The sequence below is a fragment of the Vibrio hepatarius genome, from assembly GCF_043642085.1.
Lineage (GTDB): Bacteria > Pseudomonadota > Gammaproteobacteria > Enterobacterales > Vibrionaceae > Vibrio > Vibrio hepatarius_C.
Genome location: NZ_JBHZSA010000002.1, coordinates 423,335 through 446,427 on the forward strand (window position 1 = coordinate 423,335; position 23,093 = coordinate 446,427).

The window sequence follows — 23,093 nt, forward strand, 5'->3', positions numbered from 1 at the left end:
TTAATCAGGGTAAGAATTCCGAAGGGCCACGCATTTTTCGTATATTCCAAGAAATACGTCGCACAGCTCTGGATCGAAGTGTAAGCCATTTTGCTGTTGAAAATGCTCGACGATTTGGGCATGGCTCCAAGGCTCTTTGTAACTGCGCTTGGAAGCAAGCGCATCAAATACGTCGATGATGGCGGTAATTCGGCCCTCAATGGGTATATCCAAACCAGAAAGGCCTTTAGGGTAGCCACTGCCGTCCCATTTCTCGTGATGGCTTGACGCAATGACGGCGGCAACTTTTAAAATATCAAGGTGAGAGCCGGACAGAATGTCACCACCGATGGAGGCATGAGTTTTCATTATTTCCCACTCTTCCTCGGTTAATTTACCTGGCTTGTGGAGTATGTTGTCGGGAATGGCGATCTTTCCGATGTCGTGGAGTGGGGAGGCGAGTTTGATTCTCTCTGCCATCTTTTCCCCGAGCCCTGCTTCTAACGCCAATAGGTGCGAGAGTAACGAAAGTCTTTTTACGTGACTACCTGACTCTTTAGAGCGAGTTTCGACCACCTCGCCTAGACGGTAAGCTATCTCTTTTTGGGTCTCTAGCATGTCATTGAGAATATAGAGTTTTTCGTAGGCTATGGAGGCATTTTTGACCATCAATTCGATCAGTTCTTTGCGCTGTTGAATAACATGCTTGCTGCAATTAATGATGATGACGCCGTGTTTATTGTGTACTTCAATCGGTAAGGCAAATTTAGTGGGAGAAATCTCAATCAGCTCAGAAGATTGGTTAAAACTCGTCAGGTGTGAGGCATCTATGTAGTTAGTCAGTTCATGACCAATCGTTACCTTGTTCTCATCAGTTGAGGTGGCGATAGTCCAATCACCATCGATTTCTGAAGCGCCAAAATGCAGGGTATGGGCGTCGTTGAGTTTGAGTAGAGCGACGATCTGTTGAAGTATCCCATTGAGCCATGTGCTACTGGTATCGTCAGTTAAAATATTCGATGTAGATTCGATAATGGTTTTAAGGCCATCTCTAGTGTGCTCAATGGTGATGATGTCACTGTATGAGCGGATAGCGGAATAGATAGTGGTGAGCAAGCGTGTGGAAGTGAGCTCAGTTTTCGTCTTATAGTCATTGATGTCGTAGTTCAATATGACTTTCTCTTCAGGCGCGTCACCGGGTTGACCTGTTCGCAAAATGATTCGGCAGTGTTTGTCGCCAAATTCGTCACGGATCCACCTTGCTAATTCCAATCCTGCTTGGCGAGTTTCCATAACCACATCGAGAAGAATGACGGCATATTGAGGCCCTTCTTTGAATTTTAGCTTTGCTTCTTTTGCAGAGTACGCGTGGGTGAAATGGAGTTTATGGCCAAGAAATTCATTTTTGCCAAGTACAAGGTTGGTGACATCATGAACATCTTTCTCGTCATCAACGACAAGTATTTCCCAAAATGATTGTAATGGGCCTTCGATTGGTTTGTCGGAGGGCGCGAAACAGTACGTATCGGATTCCATAAGTAAGCTCGGGTCCTTGGCTAATCAACGCGACATCACGGCGATGAACGATTGAAAACTATAATTAAGGTTTAGATGAGCAAAGCCTAAATATCAACTTTATTACTAAGCGACGACTCACTCAAAAGCCGGAAGTTAGGGAGTGAACTCTCAAAAATGTCGAAAATGTGTCTGTTTGTGCTTTCTATACTCGACAAACGGCTACTCCTGAATTTCAATTAAAGTAAGTTCAACAATTAGTGAATCATATGTCACAGCAATCAGGCGTCGCTGCGCAGTTTCAGCAGTACATGGAGAACCCGTTACTCTGGCCAATACTTGAGGTGTTGAGAAAGCAATCGAGTGGCTGGAAGGTGCATACGCTCGCTTCTCATTTGACCGAAATTGAAATCATGCCATTGCTTGACGCTAGACCTGAGAAGGACTTATTCAAGCGAAATTTCCTAATTATGAACGCGCTTTATCAACTCCAAGAAACCCTATATCCGGATAACTGGTTGCAAGTACAGGCGATGGATATAGTCCTAATGCCAAGTCAACAGGTGTTTGGTCATGAAGTTGACCACAATGACCCATTGCGCGATTACTATCTTGATTGGCTTAATTATGAAGCGGAAGAAGGGGAAGTGAAACGTTTACTGAACGAGTTCTGGACACGTTATCGCGAGTTTGTTGGCAGTACAAATGGCAAAGATATGGATAGGGCAAAAGCGCTAAGCCTGTTTAAGTTGCCACATGACGCGAGCCAAACGGAAATTAGAAAAACGTGGCGTAGATTAGCGCTTAAGTGGCACCCAGATCGTCAATCAGGAAATAGTGAACAATTTAGGATCCTGTGTGAAGCTTGGCATGTACTAAGACACTAGTTCTCTGTTTAACCATTCATTACGCAAGAGCGCCAGCACGGTGCTATCCCACCAGCAGTCTTTAAAGTATCTGTTTTGTATGAACTGAGCTTCAATACGCATACCTAAGCGCTGACAAAGTCGAATAGCTGCCTTGTTTTTACTTAACGTTTCCGCGTACGCTCGATGAATATCTAAGTGGTTAAAGCCGTATGAGAGTAGAGCACTCATCGCTTCTTCACTGGCTTTTTTTCCTTGATAGCCTCTCACTAAGCCGCACCCTATAGACGCTTGCTTGTCCGCTTCCACTCTTAATGCAGCGATACCAATATATTGCCCGGTTGCTTTATCAACGATGGCTAAGTGGTATTGAGTACGAGGGGTTTCTAATGCTTGTTGCCTGAAAAGCTCAGCCAAATAAAGCGATTTTTCCTCAGAGCAATCCTCATCGCTATAAAACCGCTGATACTTAGGGTCTTGGCATTGATTAACATAGTGAGCCGCATCGGCTTTGGTAAAGTCTCTTAATAGGAAACGTTCGGTGGAAAGGATAAAACTCATCATCATACAAAAAAATAAAAGCGCCACATTAGGCGCTTTTATACATCAAAAATGACTCAATTGTTAATGAGATGCTTTGAACTGCGACTTACGCATGCGGTTTAGTGCAGCCATGACATCTAATGTGCGTGGCTTAGCAAGGTCGCCTTGGTTAGGCATCGAGTTTGACCAATCACCTTCAAGTTGTTTCGCTACCTCTTTTGCTGGGTTCTTTGACCAACCAGCGTGTTGTGCCAGTTGGAACCAAACCCAGCCAATCGCCTGCAATTCACTGGTTGATTCTAACTGCTCAAGCGCGCTTAGGTCCGCGAACTCTTTACCAAAGCGCAGCGAATCTTTGCCTTTAGCAGAAATACGGAATTTGCCTTCCACCAATATTTTTTGCAGTGATGCGCAGTTTAATTGACGTGGAGGAAATGTCTCTAACAGTGATTCGCTTTCGTTAGTACGCTGGGTAGGGTGCTGAGCGATAACTTGCTTAGCTTTTTCTGTCACGTCCACAGCTTGGTAATCGTGCATCTGAATAACCAAATCAGCGACATCTAAGTAGTCGCCAGAACCGCCCATAACTATAATGGTTGAAACATTGAGCTCGTCTCTTAACTGGCCAATACGATCCACTAGAGGAGTAATTGGCTCATCACCTTTAGACACCAATGCCTGCATACGCTCATCACGAATCATAAAGTTAGTCGCGGATGTGTCTTCATCGATCAGCATTGCTTGCGCACCTGCTTCAATAGATTCTTGGAGCCAAGCAGCTTGAGACGTTGAACCTGAAGCATCTTGAGTTGAAAAGTCGGCGGTGTTTTTGCCCATCGGTAGGTGATTAATGTAGTTCGATAAGTTCAAGTTATGAACACAACGTCCATCTTCCGCACGTATCTTCATTGCTTCGTTATTAGTGACGATCCATTCGCGGCCATCACCTGGAATATGGTTGTAGACAGAGCGTTCAACAGCATTTAGCAGGGTTGATTTACCATGGAAACCACCACCAACGATCAGTGTGATGCCTTTTGGAATGCCAAGACCAGAGATTTCACCTTGGTTAGGTGTCGTCAATGTCACTTCAAGCGACTTAGGCGCATTGAAGGCAACCGCATCTTTCATCGGCAAATCACAGTTACCTGCGATACGTGGAAGAACTGAGCCGTTACCGACGAAAGCAACCAAACCTTTCTCTTCAAGCTGTTCACGCATTGCCACTTGGTCTTCGATGATTTGACAATGTTTAATCAGTGCTTCTTTGTCCAACTCACGCTCTAATGTCGCGCGGCGAATAAATTTAGGCAGATGGAAAGTTAGGATATTGTCGGTCTTTTTACCCAGCACTGAACGACCGTCAGCAGGAAGGTTAATTCTAAAACGTAGTTCAATACCTTGATCTGTAAACAATACCGCAGTGCTGTCGAGTACCGTTTGACCCGTTAATGCAATACTAATGCTCTGTTCCTGCTTGGCGAACTCTGCAAAACTGCGAGCAATAAAGTCGCGTGCAGCGATCTGATAAGCATCAGATTGATCACGTAACCAAGCAAGACCAGTAACAGACCAAGGTCTTACCGCTCTTACGCGCGATGCAGAGGCATATGGGTCGCCTTGTACATAATCGATATAAAAGGTGTAATCAGTGAAATCGTATTGGCCTTTGATTTGCTGATATGCACGATAGTTTTGTTTTTCGATCTTTTTTAAGGTGGCGGTAAGTTGGTCCATAAAGAGGTATCACTGATTGAGAACAGGAAAGGCGTGGATTATAGGAATCGCACGCCTGAGAGTAAAGGCCTTACTGATGATCTATCAACAAGAGTAGGAATAATGTTCCGGTCGGTAGTTTTGATTGATCAAACTGTTTTCAAATTCATCGCAAGGCATTGGCTTACCATAAAGATAGCCTTGGCCGATATCACAGCCTTCGCTGAGGATGAACGCCTCATGGTCGAGATTTTCAATACCCTCAACCGTGACTTCAAGATCGAGCTTCTTAGCGATGCTGATTATTGAACGCACAATCTCTTTATCTTCTTCGCTGGTGTCGAGTTGCTGAACGAAACTGCGGTCAACTTTGATGGCATCGAAAGGAAACTTCTTCAGATAGTTGAATGACGCGTAGCCAGTACCGAAGTCATCAAGTGACAACGTCACCCCGAGCTCGCTTAATGACTGCAAGGTGTTCTTAGCCACTACCTCATCAGCAATTAATCCGCTTTCAGTGATCTCCAGCTCTATGTAGGAGCCGGGCAATTGATAGGCTGCCAATAGATCTTCTATCTGAGTGGTAAATTGTGGGCTTTGCAGTTGAACCGCAGAGACATTGATACTCACTTTAAAGTCTTGAACTTTTCCTCGCCATTCTGCCGCTTTTTGAATTGCAGAGCGTAAGACGAAACTGCCAACTTCAAAGATAAGACCATTTTGTTCAGCTAAGTGAATCAAGGTCTCGTTTGAAATGTCACCAAGAATAGGGTGACGCCAGCGAATTAGAGCCTCTGCACCAATCCATTTATGTGTTTTTGGAGATACCTTTGGCTGGAAGTAGAGTAATAAATCATCATTACGTACCGCTTGGAGTAGATAGCTCTCTAACTGATTGATGTTCTTTTGCGTATCAGAGATATGTTGGCAGTGGAAACTAAACTTATGTCCTGAGTCCTTGCATGATTGCATCGCGCCCACTGCGTATTTGAGTAAGGTTTTAGAGTTCAACGTATCATCCGAGCTGGCTATCCCAATATAGCTATGCAAGTGGAGGTGCTCTCCATCAAGGTAGAAAGCTGACTGGCTGACTTCTACTAATTCTCTACATAACAAATTAATGTCTTCGTCAAGGTTATGACTCTCAAATACAAACACTAAATCTGTAGAGCGAGGGCGAGCGGTAATCAGTTTATAGTTGCTTTGGGAGGTCAGTCGCTGTTTGAACTCGATGAGAATGTTTTCCCACATCGCGTAACCATATTTAGCTTGGATACGGCGGCCATTAGTAAACCCGATATGTATCACGCCAACCTTATGTTTTGAATGGGGTGTTAACGTAGCAAGCATTTGGTTGGTGTGTTGTTCAAGCGCTAAGCGGTTAAGAAAACCAGTACCGAGATCATGTCTCTTTTGGTAACGAATGGTACGCTCAGCTGCTCTACGCTTATCAATTTCTAAGTTAAGTGAGTAGTTCAAATCAACCAAATCTTGGGTACGCGTCGTCACTCTAGATTCAAGTTCAGAGTTTAACTGTTGCAAGTGATGGTTTTGATATACGGTTTTCAACTGCGCTTCGACCGAGATTTTAAACGCGTTAAGGAGCTGCTGGTAAGTGGTGGAAATATGGTTTTCTTTATCATCAAGCACACAAATGGTGCCAAATGTGTCCCCGTTTGGCCATTGGAGTGGTAATCCGCAATAAGCGAGAAGTCCAAAGCGCATATCGGGATTGTTGCACCATTCTTCATCGATTTCCGCATTCGGCACTAACAGTTGGCGGTTCTCGTTAATCACAGTTTCGCAATAGAGACCGTGGCCCAATGTTTCGGTATCGCCAATACTGTAGGGGTGTTTGCGGTTATTGTTGGCTGAAAATACTTCAATATGGTCCTGATGAACGCGCATAATCAAAGCTGCGGGAACAGAGGTGATTTCCGCTAATAGATTTACAATTTCTTGCCATCCTGAAGCCAACTCGTCAGGAACGACCATGTTACTTGTGTTCAGTTTGGACATACAAAATCCCTATGCACTATTTTCTCAATAAGGGCATTCCTTGCTCTCATTAATCTAATAATAGTCGGTATCATTATAATGAATCCACTTATCGTGTGGGTTAGGTTAAGAATGCATGACCAAATCGATAAAAAAAACCCCTAAGCAGAGCGTAGGGGCCTTTGTGTAATGCCTGTATCAAAAATAAGACATCTTTTTAAATCATAAGCTTTTACTTATATAGTTATCAATATCAACTTTCTTAGTGTAGTCAACGTTGTCAAAGCCGAATCCATTTAGATTCAAGAACTCTCTCTTAAATCCTTCGTAATCAGCTAATTGCATAAAGTTGGACTCGTTGAGTTGAGCCAGCAATGCAGTTACTTCCTTTTGCGTTTCTGGATCAAGCTCAAAGTTATCGATACGAATCAGACGTTCATTATCAACAGGAACATGGTCTACGTTGTATAGCTTGGTAGTGAAAAGGCGTTGCATCTGCTCAATGCAACCTTCATGGGTACCTTGCTCTTTCATCACCTTGAAGAGGGCGGTGATATAAGGACTAAACCCAGGAATATAAGCACTTGCCTTGGTGACCAACGCCTTACACACTGTCGCGTAAGCGCCGCCGTCAAAATTCGCGAGCTTAAGATTGAGTGAGTGACTGGTTTGATGCAAATCGGCTTTCGCTGCCCCCAATGTCCCTTCAAGATAGATTGGGTGAGTGACGCAAGGACCGATATAAGAAAAGGCAATAGTTTTACATCCAGAGCTGATAGATTCCGAATTGATAAGCGCGTCGATCCAAGCTTCCCAATCTTCTCCGCCCATTACTTTAACTGTGGCATCGACTTCTTCTGCTGATGCAGGTGTTAGGGTTGAGTCTTGCCACTGATCGTTTTCAAGCACTAACGTAGAACCTGAAACAGGCTCACCAATAGGTTTGATCACTGAGCGCCAGACGTTGCCTGAATCGTGGCGAACACCACTGGCGAGACTATAAACGATGAGGTCAACTTCGCCTTCGAAATATGTCTCAATAGCTTCGATGACTTGTTCTTTGGTTTCGGGAGAGAAGGCGTCACCTTGAATGTTGATCGCGGTACGGCCTGCTTGCTGAGCAAATTTCTTAAAGTAGTGGTTGTTATAATAACCTGCTGTGCCTACACCCTTTTCAGAAGGGCCTTTTTCAAATGAGACACTGATGGTATCCGCTTTGGAACCGCCGAAAGTCAGGGCAATACGTGAAGCCAAGCCAAACCCTGATGAGCCACCAATAATAAGAACACGCTTAGGGCCATCGACAATTTGTTGAGATGATTCAGCATATTCTATCTGCTGGCGTACTGCTTCTTTACACCCGAGTGGGTGCGCGGTACGAGCGACAACTCCATCTATTACCGATTTGATAATCATAGTTATTCCTTTAAAAGAAAGCGTACGAATTAAGTTAGCGTAAAGCTTTGTAAAGTTTATTGAGCTAGGGCAATTAGAGGTGATTAATTAGCTGCTCAGCTACAAAGTTCGATATCCACGCTTGTGCTTGAGGCTTAGGGTGAAGGCCATCGTCCATCATCCATTCGGGGTTGATGATCACTCCTTCAAGAAAAAACGGTAATAGTGGTATATCAAGTGATTGAGATACGGCAGGATAGACTGCAGAGAATGCTTCTGTGTAACGTTTGCCATAGTTAGGCAAAACGTGTATTTGCATTAGCAGTGGATTTGCACCGGATTCTCTAATCAAACGTATGATCTGTGTTAGATTGTTTTGAACTAGCCCGGGAGGAAAACCGCGTAAACCGTCGTTGGCCCCGAGTTCGATCAAAACATAGTCTGGTTGATGTTGGTCAAGAAGGTTAGGCAGGCGAGCCAAACCATTGCCAGTGGTATCGCCAGAAATACTCGCGTTCACTACAGTCACTGTTTGACCTTTGCTCTTTAGGTCAGCAGGTAATAAAGAAGGCCACGCTTCAGCGATTGGCATTTGGTATCCGGCGCTTAAGCTGTCCCCGAATACCATTAACGTCTTACTGTATGCAGGATTTAGAACAAGAATTAAAATTAGAAAGGAAAGTCGTCGAAACATGCAAACATCCGTAATTAAAGCAGAATCATTATCTAAAGTAGTCTCTACTAATCAGGAACAATTAACAATCCTTGATAATGTGAGCCTAGACATAAAATCTGGTGAGAGTGTTGCGATCGTTGGAACGTCCGGTGCGGGCAAGTCGACACTGATGACGCTTCTTGCAGGGCTAGATACGCCGTCAAAAGGTGAAGTTGACCTACTGGGACAACAGCTGCATACCCTAGATGACGAAGCGAGAGCGGCCATACGAAGTGAGTCAGTTGGTTTCGTATTTCAGAGTTTTCTACTTATCCCTAGTTTAAGTGCTTTAGATAACGTGACATTGCCTTGTCTATTGAAAGGTGAAGCGGAAAATAAGCAAAGAGCGATAGATCTCCTCACTTCAGTGGGTTTGGAACATCGAGTTAACCATTCACCGTCACAGCTTTCCGGCGGCGAACAGCAACGAGTCGCTTTAGCTCGAGCATTTATGATTGAACCCAAAGTTCTGTTTGCAGACGAACCGACGGGGAACTTAGACCAACAGACCGCAAGCAACGTCATCAAACTGTTGTTCGATTTAAATAAACAGCATGGAACGACTCTAGTGCTTGTGACTCACGACCAAAACTTGGCTCAGCGTTGTGATCGTATATTCACAATGAAAGCTGGACAATTGGAGGAGTCATAATGGCTGTTCAGGGAAAGGCAGAATTAAATAAACGCTTTATACGCTGGAGCCTAAGTGAGATTAAGCAGGGCCAGCTCTGGCCTGTCACTATTGCTCTTGTTCTAATCATTGCTTGTATTTTCGCGCTGAGTGCCCTTGCTGAACGTATGGAGCAGGTGGTTGTAAAGCAGGGGAAAGAGGCGTTGACGGCTGATACGGTTTACGTGTCAGCGAATCCAATTGACCGGTCTTTTGAAAAACTCATTGAATCTTATTCGTTAACCCATACGACACAAACTCGCTTCGCTACGATGGCCTTTAGCGACAATGCGATGAAACTGATTACCGTTAAAGCCGTTGACGAGCAGTACCCGCTTCAGGGAGAACTTAGACTTAGCGATGCTCAGTCTGAGTTTGGTCAAGTGAAGCCTGGCGAGCTATGGCTTGATGAACGTCTGTTTAACCAACTTGATGTTACGATTGGTGACGCTGTCACGGTGGGCGATGCAGATTTTGTCGTTACAGGACGTATTTTAGAAGAGCCAGGTTTGAGCTTTAACCCATTTCAGCAAATGCCATCTGCGTTTATTCACTCTGCTGATTTGGACAAAACGGGTGCGGTTCAACTAGGTAGCCGAGTTCGATATAGCGTCTTCCTTAATGGGGATAGTGACGTTATTGAGCAGTTGAAGCAACAGGTTGAGCTTACGCCGAGCGACCGTTGGCGTGATCAAAACAGTGCCAGCCGCACCAATGAAGTCTTCCAGCGTACCGAACAATACCTTTCCTTAACCGTGGCGATCGTTGTCATAATGGCAGCGACAACGTTGGTGTTGACCTGCCAACACTATGTAGCAACGAGACGCAAGACAATAGCAATGTTAAAAAGCCTAGGCGCGAGCAAAGCTTGGGTGATTCGTTGGCTGATAACCCAAGTTACTATCTTGTTAGCAACAGCGGTCTTGGCCGGAATTGCACTTGGTATCGGCCTAGAGTTTCTGCTGAGGATACCATTAGCCGATTTGTTACCTAACCCGTTACCGAGCTACGGTATCAATCCTGCCTTGATTGCTATCAGTACTAGCATATTAATCGCTGTGCCAGCACTAGGGATTCCACTGATCGGCTTGGTTAATGTCAGTGCTGTTAACGTGATGCAAGAGGGTGAGTCACCTCAAGTTGGGCTGGGACGTTTTGCGCTAGTTCTAGTGCCAGTTATCCCAATGTTGATTACCTATTATGACAACCTTTTTGTTTGGATTGTTCTTGGTGGCATGGTCGCGCTATTTATTTTGTTAGCGGTAATTAGCGTTTTGATTACTCGATTGTTGGCGAAGGTACCGCTAAATACAGCATTTAAGTTAGCTTTAAGTCGAATTAACCGCTCGGTTTCGGCTACTGGCGTCCAGTTTGGTGCGTTGGCGTTATCTTTAATGTTGCTATCAACAATGTGGCTGGTAAGAACTGATTTACTGACTGACTGGCAACGAACTTTACCTGTAGATGCGCCAAATGCTTTTGCACTCAATATTGCGCCCTATGAGAAAGATGCGTATTTAAAGGTGCTTGATGACAATGCTATGACGCGTTCAGAAGCTTACCCGATTGTTAGGGGCCGTTTGGTCAATATCAATGGAAAAGATGCGAAATCACAGGCTCAAGGAGAAGAGGGGTCTGACGTTCTAAGGCGAGAGATCAACTTTACCTTCGCTGATGCTAATCCAAATCATAATGGAATCATTAGTGGGGATTGGAGCAAACGAGGTGGTGTATCCGTTGAGTCTGATGTCGCACGTGATTTAGGCTTAAAATTGGGTGACGAGCTTAGCTTTGTTATCAACAGTCGTGAGGTGACGGCAAGTGTCAATTCGATCAGAAGCGTCGAATGGCGAGACATGAAGCCTAACTTCTACTTCATCTTTACGCCTGATGTACTTGCAGAGATTCCAGCGACCTACTTAGTGAGCTTCAGAGTGGAGGAAAGTAACGACCAAGTGCTTAACGCGCTCTCTAGGCAGCACCCAACGGTGAGCTTGATGGATATACGAGTGATGGGCGAGAAGATCCAGCAACTTCTGTCTCAAATCGTTTGGTCGATCACCTTGTTGGCCGCGATAGGGGTAGTCTCGGGATTATTGTTGATCTTTACTCTATTACGACTGAGCTTGGGCCAAAGGCAAGACGAGATTCAGTTATATCGGACCCTAGGTGCGAGCAGAAAGCGCGTACAACAAACTATATGGGCTGAATATGGATTGATGGCACTTGTGGCGAGTTTTATTGCAATAATTGGCTCAGAGTTAGTTGTTGGCGCCATCATGTCGTATGGGTTTGACTTATCGCCAAGCCTCCATCAACTCCTCTGGATTGCATTACCTAGTGGCACGTTTTTCACACTTGCTTTAGTTGTGAACAGTCTTATAAAACGGCTGTTAACCCCTGTAAATAAAGCGTTTAGCTAAATACTCACAGGCCTAGATGTTCAGTTATCCACAAAAACAGTGGATAAAGTTTTGGATAACTAGGCCTGTAGATAACTTCAATCGTCGGCAAGCCCCAGTTTATAAAAGCGTTGGCGAGTTCTGTTATTCACAGTGGTGATTTATTCAAAATTCTCAATTTATCAGTCAAGTTTTTTTTTGATTTTTTTCGTCGTGAAATTGTCTCATTTCACCCTGCAAAAAATGTGATTTTATTCGTCGTACATAAACAGTAAAATGTCCTGAGAATGAAAGGATTAGCGACATAAATGCAACCTCATAACGACAACTCGATGCACACTAAAATTGCCATTATCGGTGGTGGTATAGCCGGTGCAACAGCCGCAGTGCACCTAGCTGAGCTTGGCCTAAACGTCACTTTGATTGAGAAAGGGGCAGGCCTAGTTAGCGGACCTCCCATCTGTCATTTGCATGCTGGTGGAAATTTATACAGAGAGATTGATACGGAGCAGTGTCTTGAGCTGCTAAAGCAATCTATCGAAACGGTTCGTCTATATCCAAATACGATTAATCATCGACCAACTGTCATTGCTGTTCCTTATAGCGATGGCGGCAGTCCGGAAGAGCTTTACGAACGGCTAATTACGATTCAAAAGTGCTACGCTGAGCTAGTTAAACTCGATAGTGCTAACAAAGTTCTAGGTGACCCCAAGGACTACTATCGTTTTTATAGCAAAGAAGAGCTAGAAGCGTTGGTGGCTAAGTCTCAGCCAGTTAACCCTCAAACGATCGATGAGTGGATGATTCCATTTGCCAAGCATACTGATCTCGAAGGCCTCAAGTTCCCTGTAGTGGCGGTTCAAGAGCATGGATGGAGCGTTTTTCGTATTGCTGCTTCTGCCACGCTTGCGCTAGAGAAGATGAGCAACTGTCAGTTGTTAACCAACACCGAAGTGGTTGGCGTCGAAGAGGAAACGAATGGTTGGAAGATTGAGTACCTAGCGAGTAATGGCGAGCGCAAAATCACTGAGGTTGATTACCTGGTAAATGCATGTGGTTATGAAACAGGCGCAATCGATGATTTAGCCAACAAGCCCCGAGAACGTTTAGTTGAATTTAAAGCCGCTTACGTAACGCAATGGGATTTATGTGATGAACTGTGGCCAGAAGTGATCTTCCACGGCCCAAGAGGAACACCAAATGGCATGGCGCAGTTAACGCCTTATCCGAATGGTATCTTTCAGCTGCACGGTATGACGAAAGACATTACCTTGTTTGATGATGGTCTAGTCGCAACTCAGGGGCAATCTTCACAGCCGTTGCTACCAAATCGTTTAATAAAAAAAATCAAGAAAGGCTGGAATGATGATGTGATCATTGATCGCAGTCGACGTGCAATAAATCATATGGCTCGTTTTGTTCCGGCATACGGAAGCGCACATGAATATGGCACGCCATTGTTTGGCGCCCAACAAATTCCCGGTAAAGATGACACCTTGCGAGCAGCCGACGTGACTTTTGAAGGTGAACATTACGCGCGCGTAGAAGTGGTGAAAGGGTCGTCAGCGTTGGAAGCCGCGATCAAACTCGTAAATACGTGGGGGTTGTATGAATATGGTTCAAAATCCATTGAGCAGCTTCATCCGGTAAGTATGGCGCTGACAAATCAAGACGTTGAGTACAAAGCCGTTCAGCTCGCGCTGGAAAGGGGTTACCCAGAAGGGCTAGCGCGTTATTACGGCGTACAACAATAGAGGTGGCATTCACCACCTCTTATCTTTAGTAGCCGAAGAAGCGTGCCCACTGCGACCAAACGTCCTGTAGTCCTAGCAAGTCTCCTTTCACAAAGCGTACCTTCTGGCCTGGTTTAGCTTGCGCTAATCTTGGCAAGTCAATTCTGGCCACACAGCCCACTTTTGGATAGCCGCCGATGGTCTGCCGATCATTGAGCAAAATGATTGGCTCACCATTAGGTGGGATTTGCACTGAACCTAACGCTATACCTTCACTTAAATACTCTTTGCTCGGTACTTTAATCCTGCCATTCGTTAGCCTGTAACCCATACGATTAATCAGTTGGCTGACTTCGAACTCAATCTTGTAAAGCAAATCAACTTGATCACGGTTGAAGTCATCGACTTGATAACCTTCGATTAGACGCAACTCAATAGGAAGGTCGTAGTCTGGTTTATAGCGGAATGTCATTTGTTTCGTTTGTGATGAAATCTGGTGCGGTACAAAACTGAGTACGTCACCAAGAGCAAGAGGGTGGCCTCCGCTAATACCGCCCAATTTGTCGCGAGTGACAGTCGCTACACTCCCGAGTTGCTGAGGAATGCAAAAACCGCCTTTAATGGCTACGTATGCGCGTAATCCATTTTTAGGTAACCCGAAGGTGAGTCTTTGCCCTTTAAGTGCGCGAAATGTAGACCAGTTCTCGATAGGCTCACCGTTTAAACGAGCGTTAAGGTCTCCTCCTGCAATAGCCATTTCGCAGGAAGCGTGACAAAGAAACTCCGCTTGCCCTAGAGTGATCTCTAGTGAAGCCGCATTGATCGAATTGCCAAGTAAATGATTAGCCCAACTATAAGCGTAATCGTCTACTGGGCCGCCTTGAGTAATACCAAAATGGGAATAACCAAAACGTCCAAAGTCTTGAATCAATGTCTGTTGGCCCGGTTTGATCACTTCAATGCAATAGGATTTGTTCATTGCCAACCCTCCGATATCGTTCCGCCTAACTGTGTAAATTCCTCTAGATCGATAGGGTAGAACTTGACTTGGGAACCAATTGAGAAAGGTGAAATCGGCGAAGCGTCTGGATGATACAAATCTACTGGGCAGTTACCGATAATGTTCCAACCACCGGGGCTTTCGCACGGATAAATTGCCGTTTGATTATTGGCAATACCAACACTGCCTTTGGGTAGCATTACTCTCGGGCTGGCTTTACGGGGTTGACGGATACGTTCATCGACATCAGTCAAAAACGCAAACCCTGCGGTAAAACCTATCGCACCGACGGTATAAACTTGGCTGTGGTGAGCATCAATAACACTGTCTATATCGAGTCCTTGCTGTCGATATAGTTCTAAGTCAGGGCCGACCGACACGTCGTAGTAAATCGGCAGCTCAATCATGTTAGAGCTATGATGCTCAGGCATCCCTTTTAGTGCTTCGGTGACGAGGTGTTCCAAGTAGGGAACGAATTCAAAGATGGAAATACGGTGTGGGAGATAATCAATCAAGATAGTCGTAAAAGATGGCGTAACGTTCATCACCCATGGGCCGAGCTGATTACTGAGGGTTTGGCTAATTTGGCCAATGACCCAAGAGAGGTGATCATTCGGTTCGCTGTTGAATTTGATCAAGATTGAGCACTCGGCTACCGGATCGATGGATGTTTCTATATTCATTCAGCACCTTCTTCAGCTTTGATCAGATTACGGATATCTTGAATGAGTGAAATACTTTCGTCGTTATCTCCATGAACACAGATTGTGTCGGCTTCAAGCGGTATTAAAAAACCATCAATAGTACGAACTTTTTTATAACGAATAATTTGCTGCACCTGACTGAGTAAGTCATCTCGGTTATGAATGACTGCGTCTGGTAGGCTGCGAGGTGCGAGTAACCCGTTAGCTTGATAGCGTCGATCAGCAAAAGCTTCGAATAGAAGAGGGACATTATACTTATCAGCAATATCGAGCAATGCTTGGTTATCGGTAACCGCGAGTGTCATAAGAGGAAGATCGAAGCTTGAGGTCGCATCAACCACAGCTTCGAAAACGGTGAGGTCGGTCTGCATATCGTTGTAGAGCGCGCCGTGAGGCTTGATGTATGTCACTTCAGTATTATGACTTTCACATAAAGCCTTAAGAGCCCCGATTTGATAGATGACCATCGCGGTAATTTCTTCTGGCTCCATTGAAATACTACGACGGCCAAAGCCTTGTAGATCCGGATAACTCGGGTGAGCGCCAATTTTTACATCGTGAGTGACAGCGAGTCGGATTGTATTACTCATTATGATGGGGTCGGAGGCGTGAAATCCACATGCTATATTTGCCATATCGATATGCGGCATAACGGCTGGGTCGTTCCCCATTTTCCATGAGCCGTAGCTTTCGCCCATATCACAGTTTAAATATGTTGTGCTTTTTCTCATCAAGCATTGCTCCGATGTAAGAGGTACTTAGTAACATCTTTCATATGTGGAATACAAACAGTGATCAGATTCATTGTTTGGTTAACAAATCTTAAAAAGATGCCATTCCGTATGTAAATTGGTAATGATAGATGAAATAATAGCAATATCTAATATATCAGGCTCATCTATGTTCAAAAGAACGTTTATATCGTCAATGGTTACGCTTTGTTGCTATTCAGCATACGCAAATGACGAGCTTACAGATCTTATGTCTATGAGTTTAGAAGAACTTTCTATGCTCGATGTAACGATGGAGACTGCTTCAAAGTTTTCGCAAAAGCTGACGGATATCCCTGCTGCTGTGTATGTGCTTGAGGGAGAGCGAATCAAGCGTAGCGGGGCGAAAACCATTGCTGAAGCCTTAGCACTTATTCCTGGTTTACGGGTGAGCCATTTCTCAGCCACTGAGCCAACAGTTTCTAGTCGAGGTTTTCACGGCGGTCTGTTCAATAAGATGCTCGTCCTTCAAGACGGCCGCAGTTTATACAGCCCCGTTTACGGTGGAGTCTATTGGGCTGAAATAGACTATCTACTTGAGGACATTGAACGCATTGAAGTGCTTCGAGGGCCTGCAGGCACCATTTGGGGCGGTAACGCGGAAAATGGTGTAATAAATATCGTCACTAAGTCTGCAGATAAAACTCAGGGCGGTTTAGTTACGGCAACGTATGAGCAATACGGCGGGTATAACTTAGGCGTTAGACAAGGCTTTGCGCTGTCTGATGATGTTTATGCTCGTGCATTCTATAAGTACAAGTCAATTAAGCGCGATCCAATTAAAGATCCCACACGATGGAACACTCATGTTGCAGGGATGGTGTTTGAAAAAGTGGATGATTGGAGCTTAAGAGTTGGTGGCGAACAAGCGAGTTTTGATGAAAATGTCTTTAAGGTCAGCTATGACAATGGTTATTACACCGATATTCGCTCTGAAACGGAAGAGATTGATAGCTACTCGTACTATGCCCAGTACGACAAGACCGTTCAGTTCTCTGCAGATACTGACAGCAACTATCGCCTCTGGTTTCAACAAAACCATGACTCTGCGTACGATGCGCCCGGAAAGTACCTCACCGTTGATGCTGAAGCTAACTTTATCACTGCATTGAATGATCAACATACTATTACTTATGGTGGTGGTTACCGCTTTATTCACCTTGATTTCTATCATCAATTAGAAGGCTATGACTTTGATGATTCGCACTACTATATCCGTCTCTACAATATAGATTCAGCGTCAGACAGTATCGTTAACGGCTTTCTTCAGCATACCGCGTCTTGGACCTCTAAGCTGACAACGATTATTGGTGCTAAAGCAGAATATTTCGAACAAAACGATCAGGTAGAGCTATCGCCACAAGCGCGCGCAATTTACAGCATTGACGCTACTAACAGTATTTGGGCGGGTATTGGTCGTAGTGCAATAGCGCCTTCCTATATGGATACCAATTCATCATTTATTTCGACAGGGACTTATTGCCCTACTGGAGAGGATTGCATCTCTGACTCAAATAAGTATGAATATTTCTACTCACTATCATTACCAAATGAATCTGACAAAATTGAAAATGTGCTCACGTATGAGCTTGGCTATCGCCATATAGCGAACGATTTTGAACTCGATGGTACGGTCTATTTCAGTCAGTATGACAATATTGTTGGACAAGAATTTATTGGTATTCATCCCGATTACTATCAAATCGATGTTTATCAATCTAGCTCAGATTATGTTGTTGATTCGTTCGGTGTCGAAGTCGCGGCTCATTGGATAATTACCGATACATTTGGCTTGTATGGCGCCTATAGTTACCTAACACTCGATCAAGACTGGCAACCTTCTGGTAGCAGCAATGGTAGTGATATTGATTATTTCTCTATCGATTCACAACATATTGCTTCTATGCAGAGCTTATGGAGTATTACCGATCAAGTTGAGTTAGATATGGTGCTAAGGGGTCAATCAATTGATTATGGTAACCAATCGGAACTCGATAACTTCCTTGCTCTAGATGTCCGTTTAGGTTGGCAACATACACCCGCATCACCGCTAGTTGAGTTGCTAGTTAAAAACCTGGGTGAAGGTTACTACGAGGAAGCGTACGGCCGCTATAAACAAGAACAAAGTATCGCGCTGAGGGTGAGTCATGCTTATTAATCACCTGTGGGCTCGCTTAGTCACTTTATTCGTTGTGCTGGTGGTTTCAATGCCGGCATGGTCAAAGTACACCCCTGAACAAGTGAAGGCGGTTTATCTGTATCGTATAGCAACCTTCATCCAGTGGGATCAAGAGTTAGAGATGAACAGGATAAATATTTGTGTTGCTGATGACTCTGAAATGCAAAAAATTCTAGTACAAATCACTCGTGGCAAGCAAGTCCGGAATAAACCACTAAATATTACTGATGCGGACTGTGATGTACTCTACATCAGTGAACGGAGTAATTTGAACTTGTTAGTGGGCCTTCCGAAAGGGACAGTGACTATCGGTGGTATGGAGCAGTTCACGAATAGTGGCGGCGCAATAGAGTTGGTCGAAAAACAAGGAAAAATCAAACCTAAGGTGAATTTGGAAAACATATCGGGTTACCAGTTGTCATCAAACTTCTTACGTGTTGCAGAGATTGAAGGGGGGAAACAGTGAAGCTCCTAACCAACCTCTCTTTGAAGAGTAAATTGATCGTACCGATCATCGTGTTTACTGGGATGATTTTTGTTGTTTCACAAAGTTATGCGTTCTTTAACGCTTTCGAAACTCAGAAAGAAAACTTGATTAATCGAGTTGGCGTATTGGCAAAAGGGGTCGCCTATAACCTACAGGCTGCGATCTTATTCAGTGATAGCTTGAGTGCAACAGAAGTACTCGATGCATTCTCAGCAGATGATGAGGTATATCGAGTCAAGCTCTATACCTCTGATGGTCAGCTATTTGCGATGTATGAACGCGATGGTTCTGTGGCTCCGGTACCAACTGAGCGCCAGCGAGAAGAAATTGTATTGAATAGCTACTCGATTGGTAGCGAATATATTTTCTTACTTGTTCCCGTAGAGCTAGAAAAAGAAGTTATTGCTAATCTTAGGGTGACGATTTCAAAAGCGTCATTCGATAGCCTATACACGAATGCGTTACTCAATAGTCTAGTGTTCTTCGTGCTATTAGCGGCTGCAGGCTTAGTCCTGTATATGACAGTACAAAAATACATTCTGGGCCCAGTGTATAACTTGAATGTCGGCATGCGTTCCTTTATCGATCGCAAACAGACGGCACTGAATATATTGCCGGCGGCGAATGATGAAATTGGTGCCCTAGTTAAAGCCTTCAACACCATGCTTGATAGATTGAAGCAACGTGAACAGCAGGTTGCTTTTACGCTTGATAAGCTTGAGGAAGAAAAGTCGTTTGCGAATGAAGTGGTAGAGACGGTTAAACACGCTCTGATTGTTGTGAATTCTCGTGGTGAGATCATTCACTTTAACCCAGCAGCATGCGATGTGTTCCGCTGTACCTCAGCATACCTGAAGGGAACAAAACTTGTCGATATCATCAATGAGGGCGATTCTTCCGTTATTTCTGACGCGATTAATCGCCATTTGGAGTTTACCGATAAGCAAGTTTGGGTCATGGATGTGTTTAAACATCATCAATTGCTTAACATCAGTTCCACTCAGCTAAGTAAGGTTGGTCAGGTTCTGTTTGCGATTCAAGATATCACCGAAGTCGAAGCAGCGTTAAGGCGTCAGCGTTTGGCTGCAGGTGTGTTCGAGAACAGCCAAGATGGCCTTATTGTGACGGATGATAACGACGTGATCACTATGGTTAACCCGGCGGTCACACGTCTTCTGGGCTATACCCAAGAATCCTTACTTGGTAAGAAGCCGGAAAACTCTTTTGAGTGGCAGCAGTTTTACTCATTAATGCCCAAAATCAAAGAGTCTGTTGAGGAGTTCAGCCAGTGGCAAGGCGAGATTTGGGAAAAACACCGTGACGGGCATAAGGTACCTATGTTCGTTAAAGTGTCGCGCATTGTGAGTAGCGAAGGGGTTGATAATTACGATTACGTTTATATCCTTTCAGATCTCTCTAATCTCAAAGAGATGGAAAGGCTAGAGTACCTAGCGCACCATGACTCCTTAACCGGGTTGGCCAATCGTGCCAAGCTATATCGAGTACTGGATGAAACTTTAACGATTGAACGTGATATCAATGATGGCGTAGCACTCTTGTACCTTGATCTAGATGGTTTTAAAGGCGTCAATGATACGTATGGCCATGACGCCGGGGATGAGGTGTTAAAACAAGTTGCTGAGCGTCTGTTATCAACGTTTACCAGTCATGACTTAGTTGCACGGCTTTCTGGCGATGAGTTTGTCGTACTTGTTACCAAAACAACCGTGACCAATATCTCTTCGATTGCTGAACAGCTAATAGATGCCATCCAGCGCGATATCGTCTATAGAGGGCGAGTTCTGAGGGTTGGTGCGAGTATTGGCGTTCATTATTCTGCTAACTTGAGTGAGAATTTAGACCAGTGGCTTAAAGCCGCGGACACTGCCATGTATCAAGCAAAAAGTAGTGGTAAAGGTCGATATGTCATCAATCAGGGTTAACTTTGTCCTTTGATGCAAATATGTCCTATGTTTTGTAGTAACACTTCTTTATTATACGGTCAGTGATTTCAAAAGGTTAGCAATATGAATGTTCTAGTAACCGGTGGTATGGGTTATATCGGTAGCCATACCTGTATTCAGATGATTGAAGCAGGGATGAAGCCTGTTATTTTCGATAACTTGTACAACAGTAAATCTTCTGTGCTTGAGCGCATCGAGAAAGTCTCTGGCGTTAGGCCGCATTTTATTGAAGGCGATATCCGTGACAAAGAGCGACTAAAAGATGCGCTAGAAACCCATCACATTGATGCTGTGATTCATTTCGCAGGCCTAAAAGCGGTCGGTGAGTCGGTTGAGAAGCCGCTTGAATACTACGACAACAACGTAAATGGTACGTTAGTTCTTGTGGATGCGATGCGTGAAGTGGGCGTGAAGTCCTTGGTTTTCTCATCGTCAGCGACAGTATATGGCGATCCAGCATCTGTGCCTATTACGGAAGATTTTCCGACCAGTGCAACGAACCCATACGGTCGTAGCAAACTCATGGTCGAAGAGTGCTTAACTGATTTTCAAAAAGCGAACCCTGATTGGAGCATTACGCTACTGCGTTACTTCAATCCGGTAGGCTCGCACCCTAGCGGTGAGTTAGGCGAAGATCCTCAAGGTATTCCAAATAACCTAATGCCTTTCGTTTCTCAAGTCGCAGTCGGTCGCCGTGAGTTTCTATCTGTTTTTGGTAATGATTACGCAACGCCTGATGGCACTGGTGTGCGTGACTATATCCATGTGATGGATTTGTCTGATGGTCACATTGCGGCGCTAAAAAAAGTAGGGCGTAACGATGGTTTGCATATCTACAATTTAGGCACGGGCAATGGCTCAAGTGTTCTTGAAATGGTTAAGGCGTTTGAACTTGCGTCTGGTAAACAGGTTCCTTATAAGATTGTAGAGCGTCGCCCAGGTGATATTGCCGAGTGTTGGGCAAACCCAGCTAAGGCAATGAATGAACTTGAGTGGCAAGCTAAGCGCTCATTAGAAGAAATGACCGCTGATACTTGGCGCTGGCAGTCAAACAACCCTCAAGGTTATCCAGAAGCTTAAGTCTAAAGCCAATGAATAGAAAAAAGCCACCGTATACACGGTGGCTTTTTTATTTACGCTTGATACAAAATAGGCAAAATTGATTAAGCGTTAAAGTGTTAATGACTCAAGTAAAGTCGATTAAACCTCTTTATCTTTACCTAGCGATAGTAGCCATACAGAGATAGCAGCGACTACTGCAAAGCCTGATAAGATAATGAAGGGCATAGCGCCATAGCCTAGGACATGCCAAATTACAGATTCTAATGTACTCATAATTCAGTGCTCCTTATTGCCAGCCTTCGATGCCATGCATGTCAGGTAGTTTGTGTGCGATACCTTTGTGGCAATCTACACAAGTCTTTTCACCAGATGCTAGGGCAGTAGAGTGTTGCTTCGCGCTACGTGTGCTTTGCTCTGAGAAATCCATGTACTCGAACTGGTGACAGTTACGACACTCGAGAGAGTCATTCTTCTTCAAACGAGACCATTCACGTTCAGCTAAGTGAGCGCGACGCTCCTGGAATTTCTCAGGGGTGTCGATGGTCTTAGCGATAAAGTGCGCATAAAGCTCTTTAGACGCCTGTACTTTACGTACGATTTTATCTGTCCACTCATGAGGAACGTGACAATCTGAACAAATTGCACGAACACCAGAACGGTTAGAGTAGTGAATCGTTTCTTGGATCTCTTCGACGATAGGTGCGTGACAACCAGAACAGAATTCTTCTGTGTTGGTTGCTTCCATACCTGTGTTAAATGCGCCCCAGAATAGAAGACCACCGGCAAAGCCCATAAATAAAACCACACCAACGGCAGCTTTACTCGGACTAGCTAGTCTCTTCCAAAACGCTTTCAATAATTTCATAGGTAGCCTCTTATTTACTCACGTGTGCTTATTTAAGCGCATCTACACTCTTGTATTCATTTTCTACAAGCGGTTTCGCGTTTGCTTGAGGAACGTGACACTGAAGACAGAAGTAACGGCGAGGTGATACGTCAGCAAGTACAGCATCTTCGCGGTTTACATAGTGAGTCACACTGATTTTAGTTGCACCCATCTCTTTTGCGTTTTTCCAGCTGTGACATGCTAGACATTTATTCGCATTTAGAGACACTTCGTAGCTACGAATGTTGTGCGGGATCAGTGGTGGCTGATATACAAAGCTGCTGTCTAGTACTTGTTCACGTGGGAACTTTTTAAAGTCGTCTGCAGCGCGCGTTGTTTCTAACTCGCTTGCACCACGTAAAGACTCAAGACCACCGATACCGCCTGGGTTTTCGATTTCAGCAACGGCCGCGCCGCTGATAAGAGCACCAACAGATAACAGTGCAATTAGAAATTTTTTCATTATTAATTCTCCGCCTAATGGCCAAATTCTTGATTCTGACTGCTCT

At 44.5% G+C, this 23,093-nt stretch carries 20 protein-coding genes; 8 read left to right on the plus strand and 12 right to left on the minus strand.

Annotation, left to right across the window (positions count from 1 at the left end):
* Positions 1 to 1,515: an HD domain-containing phosphohydrolase gene (locus ACHUFZ_RS05005; protein WP_394126169.1), complete on the minus strand. Its 1,515-nt coding sequence runs from the start codon at positions 1,513 to 1,515 to the stop codon at positions 1 to 3.
* A gap of 248 nt (positions 1,516 to 1,763) precedes the next feature.
* Between ACHUFZ_RS05005 and ACHUFZ_RS05010 the strand changes: the two genes are divergently transcribed.
* Complete coding sequence (locus ACHUFZ_RS05010) at positions 1,764 to 2,381, plus strand: DNA-J related domain-containing protein (protein WP_394126170.1); 618 nt, start codon at positions 1,764 to 1,766, stop codon at positions 2,379 to 2,381.
* Here ACHUFZ_RS05010 and ACHUFZ_RS05015 read toward each other — a convergent pair.
* The 5 genes from ACHUFZ_RS05015 to tesA all read right to left on the minus strand — a co-directional run bounded on the left by ACHUFZ_RS05015 (position 2,370) and on the right by tesA (position 8,706).
* Positions 2,370 to 2,921, minus strand: a complete 552-nt coding sequence (locus tag ACHUFZ_RS05015) for a GNAT family N-acetyltransferase (RefSeq protein WP_394126368.1) — start codon at positions 2,919 to 2,921, stop codon at positions 2,370 to 2,372. The two genes, ACHUFZ_RS05010 and ACHUFZ_RS05015, sit on opposite strands and share 12 nt — an antisense overlap.
* Before the next feature lie 63 nt (positions 2,922 to 2,984).
* The gene (locus ACHUFZ_RS05020) at positions 2,985 to 4,640 is read right to left on the minus strand and encodes an ABC-ATPase domain-containing protein (RefSeq protein WP_394126171.1); all 1,656 of its coding nucleotides are present in this window, start codon (positions 4,638 to 4,640) and stop codon (positions 2,985 to 2,987) included.
* An 84-nt stretch (positions 4,641 to 4,724) separates the two neighbouring features.
* Positions 4,725 to 6,638: a sensor domain-containing phosphodiesterase gene (locus tag ACHUFZ_RS05025; RefSeq protein WP_394126172.1), complete on the minus strand. Its 1,914-nt coding sequence runs from the start codon at positions 6,636 to 6,638 to the stop codon at positions 4,725 to 4,727.
* 201 nt (positions 6,639 to 6,839) lie between these two features.
* Positions 6,840 to 8,033 (minus strand): enoyl-ACP reductase FabV, encoded by a 1,194-nt coding sequence (fabV, locus tag ACHUFZ_RS05030; protein WP_394126173.1) that lies wholly within the window; start codon positions 8,031 to 8,033, stop codon positions 6,840 to 6,842.
* A 73-nt stretch (positions 8,034 to 8,106) separates the two neighbouring features.
* Complete coding sequence (gene tesA / locus ACHUFZ_RS05035; protein ID WP_394126174.1) at positions 8,107 to 8,706, minus strand: multifunctional acyl-CoA thioesterase I/protease I/lysophospholipase L1; 600 nt, start codon at positions 8,704 to 8,706, stop codon at positions 8,107 to 8,109.
* On the opposite strand from tesA, the gene ACHUFZ_RS05040 reads away from it, so the two are divergent.
* The 3 genes from ACHUFZ_RS05040 (at position 8,705) to ACHUFZ_RS05050 (ending at position 13,553) form a co-directional block, all read left to right on the plus strand.
* Positions 8,705 to 9,379 (plus strand): ABC transporter ATP-binding protein, encoded by a 675-nt coding sequence (locus ACHUFZ_RS05040; protein ID WP_394126175.1) that lies wholly within the window; start codon positions 8,705 to 8,707, stop codon positions 9,377 to 9,379. The two genes, tesA and ACHUFZ_RS05040, sit on opposite strands and share 2 nt — an antisense overlap.
* Positions 9,379 to 11,820: an ABC transporter permease gene (locus ACHUFZ_RS05045; RefSeq protein ID WP_394126176.1), complete on the plus strand. Its 2,442-nt coding sequence runs from the start codon at positions 9,379 to 9,381 to the stop codon at positions 11,818 to 11,820. Before ACHUFZ_RS05040 ends, ACHUFZ_RS05045 begins: the two co-directional genes overlap by 1 nt.
* Before the next feature lie 287 nt (positions 11,821 to 12,107).
* On the plus strand, positions 12,108 to 13,553 hold the full coding sequence (locus ACHUFZ_RS05050) for an FAD-dependent oxidoreductase (RefSeq protein WP_394126177.1): 1,446 nt from the start codon (positions 12,108 to 12,110) through the stop codon (positions 13,551 to 13,553).
* A 25-nt stretch (positions 13,554 to 13,578) separates the two neighbouring features.
* Here the strand turns inward: ACHUFZ_RS05050 and ACHUFZ_RS05055 are convergent, their stop codons facing one another.
* From ACHUFZ_RS05055 to ACHUFZ_RS05065, 3 genes are read right to left on the minus strand one after another with little or no spacing between them, the layout of a single operon-like run.
* Positions 13,579 to 14,511 carry a 5-oxoprolinase subunit C family protein gene (locus ACHUFZ_RS05055; protein ID WP_394126178.1) on the minus strand — a complete coding sequence of 311 codons (933 nt, stop codon included), beginning with the start codon at positions 14,509 to 14,511 and terminating at the stop codon, positions 13,579 to 13,581.
* Complete coding sequence (locus ACHUFZ_RS05060) at positions 14,508 to 15,215, minus strand: 5-oxoprolinase subunit B family protein (RefSeq protein WP_394126179.1); 708 nt, start codon at positions 15,213 to 15,215, stop codon at positions 14,508 to 14,510. Before ACHUFZ_RS05060 ends, ACHUFZ_RS05055 begins: the two co-directional genes overlap by 4 nt.
* Complete coding sequence (locus ACHUFZ_RS05065) at positions 15,212 to 15,967, minus strand: 5-oxoprolinase subunit PxpA (RefSeq protein WP_394126180.1); 756 nt, start codon at positions 15,965 to 15,967, stop codon at positions 15,212 to 15,214. The genes ACHUFZ_RS05060 and ACHUFZ_RS05065 overlap by 4 nt, the downstream gene beginning before the upstream one ends.
* 256 nt (positions 15,968 to 16,223) lie before the next feature.
* On the opposite strand from ACHUFZ_RS05065, the gene ACHUFZ_RS05070 reads away from it, so the two are divergent.
* From ACHUFZ_RS05070 to galE, 4 genes are all read left to right on the plus strand, one after another.
* Positions 16,224 to 18,164, plus strand: coding sequence for a TonB-dependent receptor plug domain-containing protein (locus ACHUFZ_RS05070; RefSeq protein WP_394126181.1), 1,941 nt, complete (start codon positions 16,224 to 16,226; stop codon positions 18,162 to 18,164).
* Positions 18,154 to 18,651, plus strand: a complete 498-nt coding sequence (locus ACHUFZ_RS05075; RefSeq protein ID WP_394126182.1) for a YfiR family protein — start codon at positions 18,154 to 18,156, stop codon at positions 18,649 to 18,651. The genes ACHUFZ_RS05070 and ACHUFZ_RS05075 overlap by 11 nt, the downstream gene beginning before the upstream one ends.
* A complete protein-coding gene (locus ACHUFZ_RS05080) occupies positions 18,648 to 20,615 on the plus strand; it encodes a sensor domain-containing diguanylate cyclase (protein WP_394126183.1) in 1,968 nt (655 codons plus the stop codon). The genes ACHUFZ_RS05075 and ACHUFZ_RS05080 overlap by 4 nt, the downstream gene beginning before the upstream one ends.
* A gap of 84 nt (positions 20,616 to 20,699) precedes the next feature.
* A complete protein-coding gene (gene galE, locus ACHUFZ_RS05085) occupies positions 20,700 to 21,716 on the plus strand; it encodes a UDP-glucose 4-epimerase GalE (protein ID WP_394126184.1) in 1,017 nt (338 codons plus the stop codon).
* Between the two features lie 120 nt (positions 21,717 to 21,836).
* On the opposite strand, the gene ACHUFZ_RS05090 is transcribed toward galE, so the two are convergent.
* From ACHUFZ_RS05090 to ACHUFZ_RS05100, 3 genes are read right to left on the minus strand one after another with little or no spacing between them, the layout of a single operon-like run.
* Positions 21,837 to 21,971 (minus strand): TIGR02808 family protein, encoded by a 135-nt coding sequence (locus tag ACHUFZ_RS05090; protein ID WP_134834659.1) that lies wholly within the window; start codon positions 21,969 to 21,971, stop codon positions 21,837 to 21,839.
* Positions 21,972 to 21,984: 13 nt separating this feature from the next.
* On the minus strand, positions 21,985 to 22,563 hold the full coding sequence (locus tag ACHUFZ_RS05095; protein ID WP_134834660.1) for a NapC/NirT family cytochrome c: 579 nt from the start codon (positions 22,561 to 22,563) through the stop codon (positions 21,985 to 21,987).
* A gap of 28 nt (positions 22,564 to 22,591) precedes the next feature.
* Positions 22,592 to 23,047 carry a nitrate reductase cytochrome c-type subunit gene (locus ACHUFZ_RS05100; protein ID WP_394126185.1) on the minus strand — a complete coding sequence of 152 codons (456 nt, stop codon included), beginning with the start codon at positions 23,045 to 23,047 and terminating at the stop codon, positions 22,592 to 22,594.
* Positions 23,048 to 23,093: the final 46 nt, after the last annotated feature.

Coding starts and splice junctions, on each gene's coding strand:
- ACHUFZ_RS05005 (WP_394126169.1), bottom strand. CDS start 1,515: ATGGAATCCGATACGTACTGTTTCGCGCCCTCCGACAAACCAATCGAA.
- ACHUFZ_RS05010 (WP_394126170.1), top strand. CDS start 1,764: ATGTCACAGCAATCAGGCGTCGCTGCGCAGTTTCAGCAGTACATGGAG.
- ACHUFZ_RS05015 (WP_394126368.1), bottom strand. CDS start 2,921: ATGAGTTTTATCCTTTCCACCGAACGTTTCCTATTAAGAGACTTTACC.
- ACHUFZ_RS05020 (WP_394126171.1), bottom strand. CDS start 4,640: ATGGACCAACTTACCGCCACCTTAAAAAAGATCGAAAAACAAAACTAT.
- ACHUFZ_RS05025 (WP_394126172.1), bottom strand. CDS start 6,638: ATGTCCAAACTGAACACAAGTAACATGGTCGTTCCTGACGAGTTGGCT.
- fabV (WP_394126173.1), bottom strand. CDS start 8,033: ATGATTATCAAATCGGTAATAGATGGAGTTGTCGCTCGTACCGCGCAC.
- ACHUFZ_RS05040 (WP_394126175.1), top strand. CDS start 8,705: ATGCAAACATCCGTAATTAAAGCAGAATCATTATCTAAAGTAGTCTCT.
- tesA (WP_394126174.1), bottom strand. CDS start 8,706: ATGTTTCGACGACTTTCCTTTCTAATTTTAATTCTTGTTCTAAATCCT.
- ACHUFZ_RS05045 (WP_394126176.1), top strand. CDS start 9,379: ATGGCTGTTCAGGGAAAGGCAGAATTAAATAAACGCTTTATACGCTGG.
- ACHUFZ_RS05050 (WP_394126177.1), top strand. CDS start 12,108: ATGCAACCTCATAACGACAACTCGATGCACACTAAAATTGCCATTATC.
- ACHUFZ_RS05055 (WP_394126178.1), bottom strand. CDS start 14,511: ATGAACAAATCCTATTGCATTGAAGTGATCAAACCGGGCCAACAGACA.
- ACHUFZ_RS05060 (WP_394126179.1), bottom strand. CDS start 15,215: ATGAATATAGAAACATCCATCGATCCGGTAGCCGAGTGCTCAATCTTG.
- ACHUFZ_RS05065 (WP_394126180.1), bottom strand. CDS start 15,967: ATGAGAAAAAGCACAACATATTTAAACTGTGATATGGGCGAAAGCTAC.
- ACHUFZ_RS05070 (WP_394126181.1), top strand. CDS start 16,224: ATGAGTTTAGAAGAACTTTCTATGCTCGATGTAACGATGGAGACTGCT.
- ACHUFZ_RS05075 (WP_394126182.1), top strand. CDS start 18,154: ATGCTTATTAATCACCTGTGGGCTCGCTTAGTCACTTTATTCGTTGTG.
- galE (WP_394126184.1), top strand. CDS start 20,700: ATGAATGTTCTAGTAACCGGTGGTATGGGTTATATCGGTAGCCATACC.
- ACHUFZ_RS05090 (WP_134834659.1), bottom strand. CDS start 21,971: ATGAGTACATTAGAATCTGTAATTTGGCATGTCCTAGGCTATGGCGCT.
- ACHUFZ_RS05095 (WP_134834660.1), bottom strand. CDS start 22,563: ATGAAATTATTGAAAGCGTTTTGGAAGAGACTAGCTAGTCCGAGTAAA.
- ACHUFZ_RS05100 (WP_394126185.1), bottom strand. CDS start 23,047: ATGAAAAAATTTCTAATTGCACTGTTATCTGTTGGTGCTCTTATCAGC.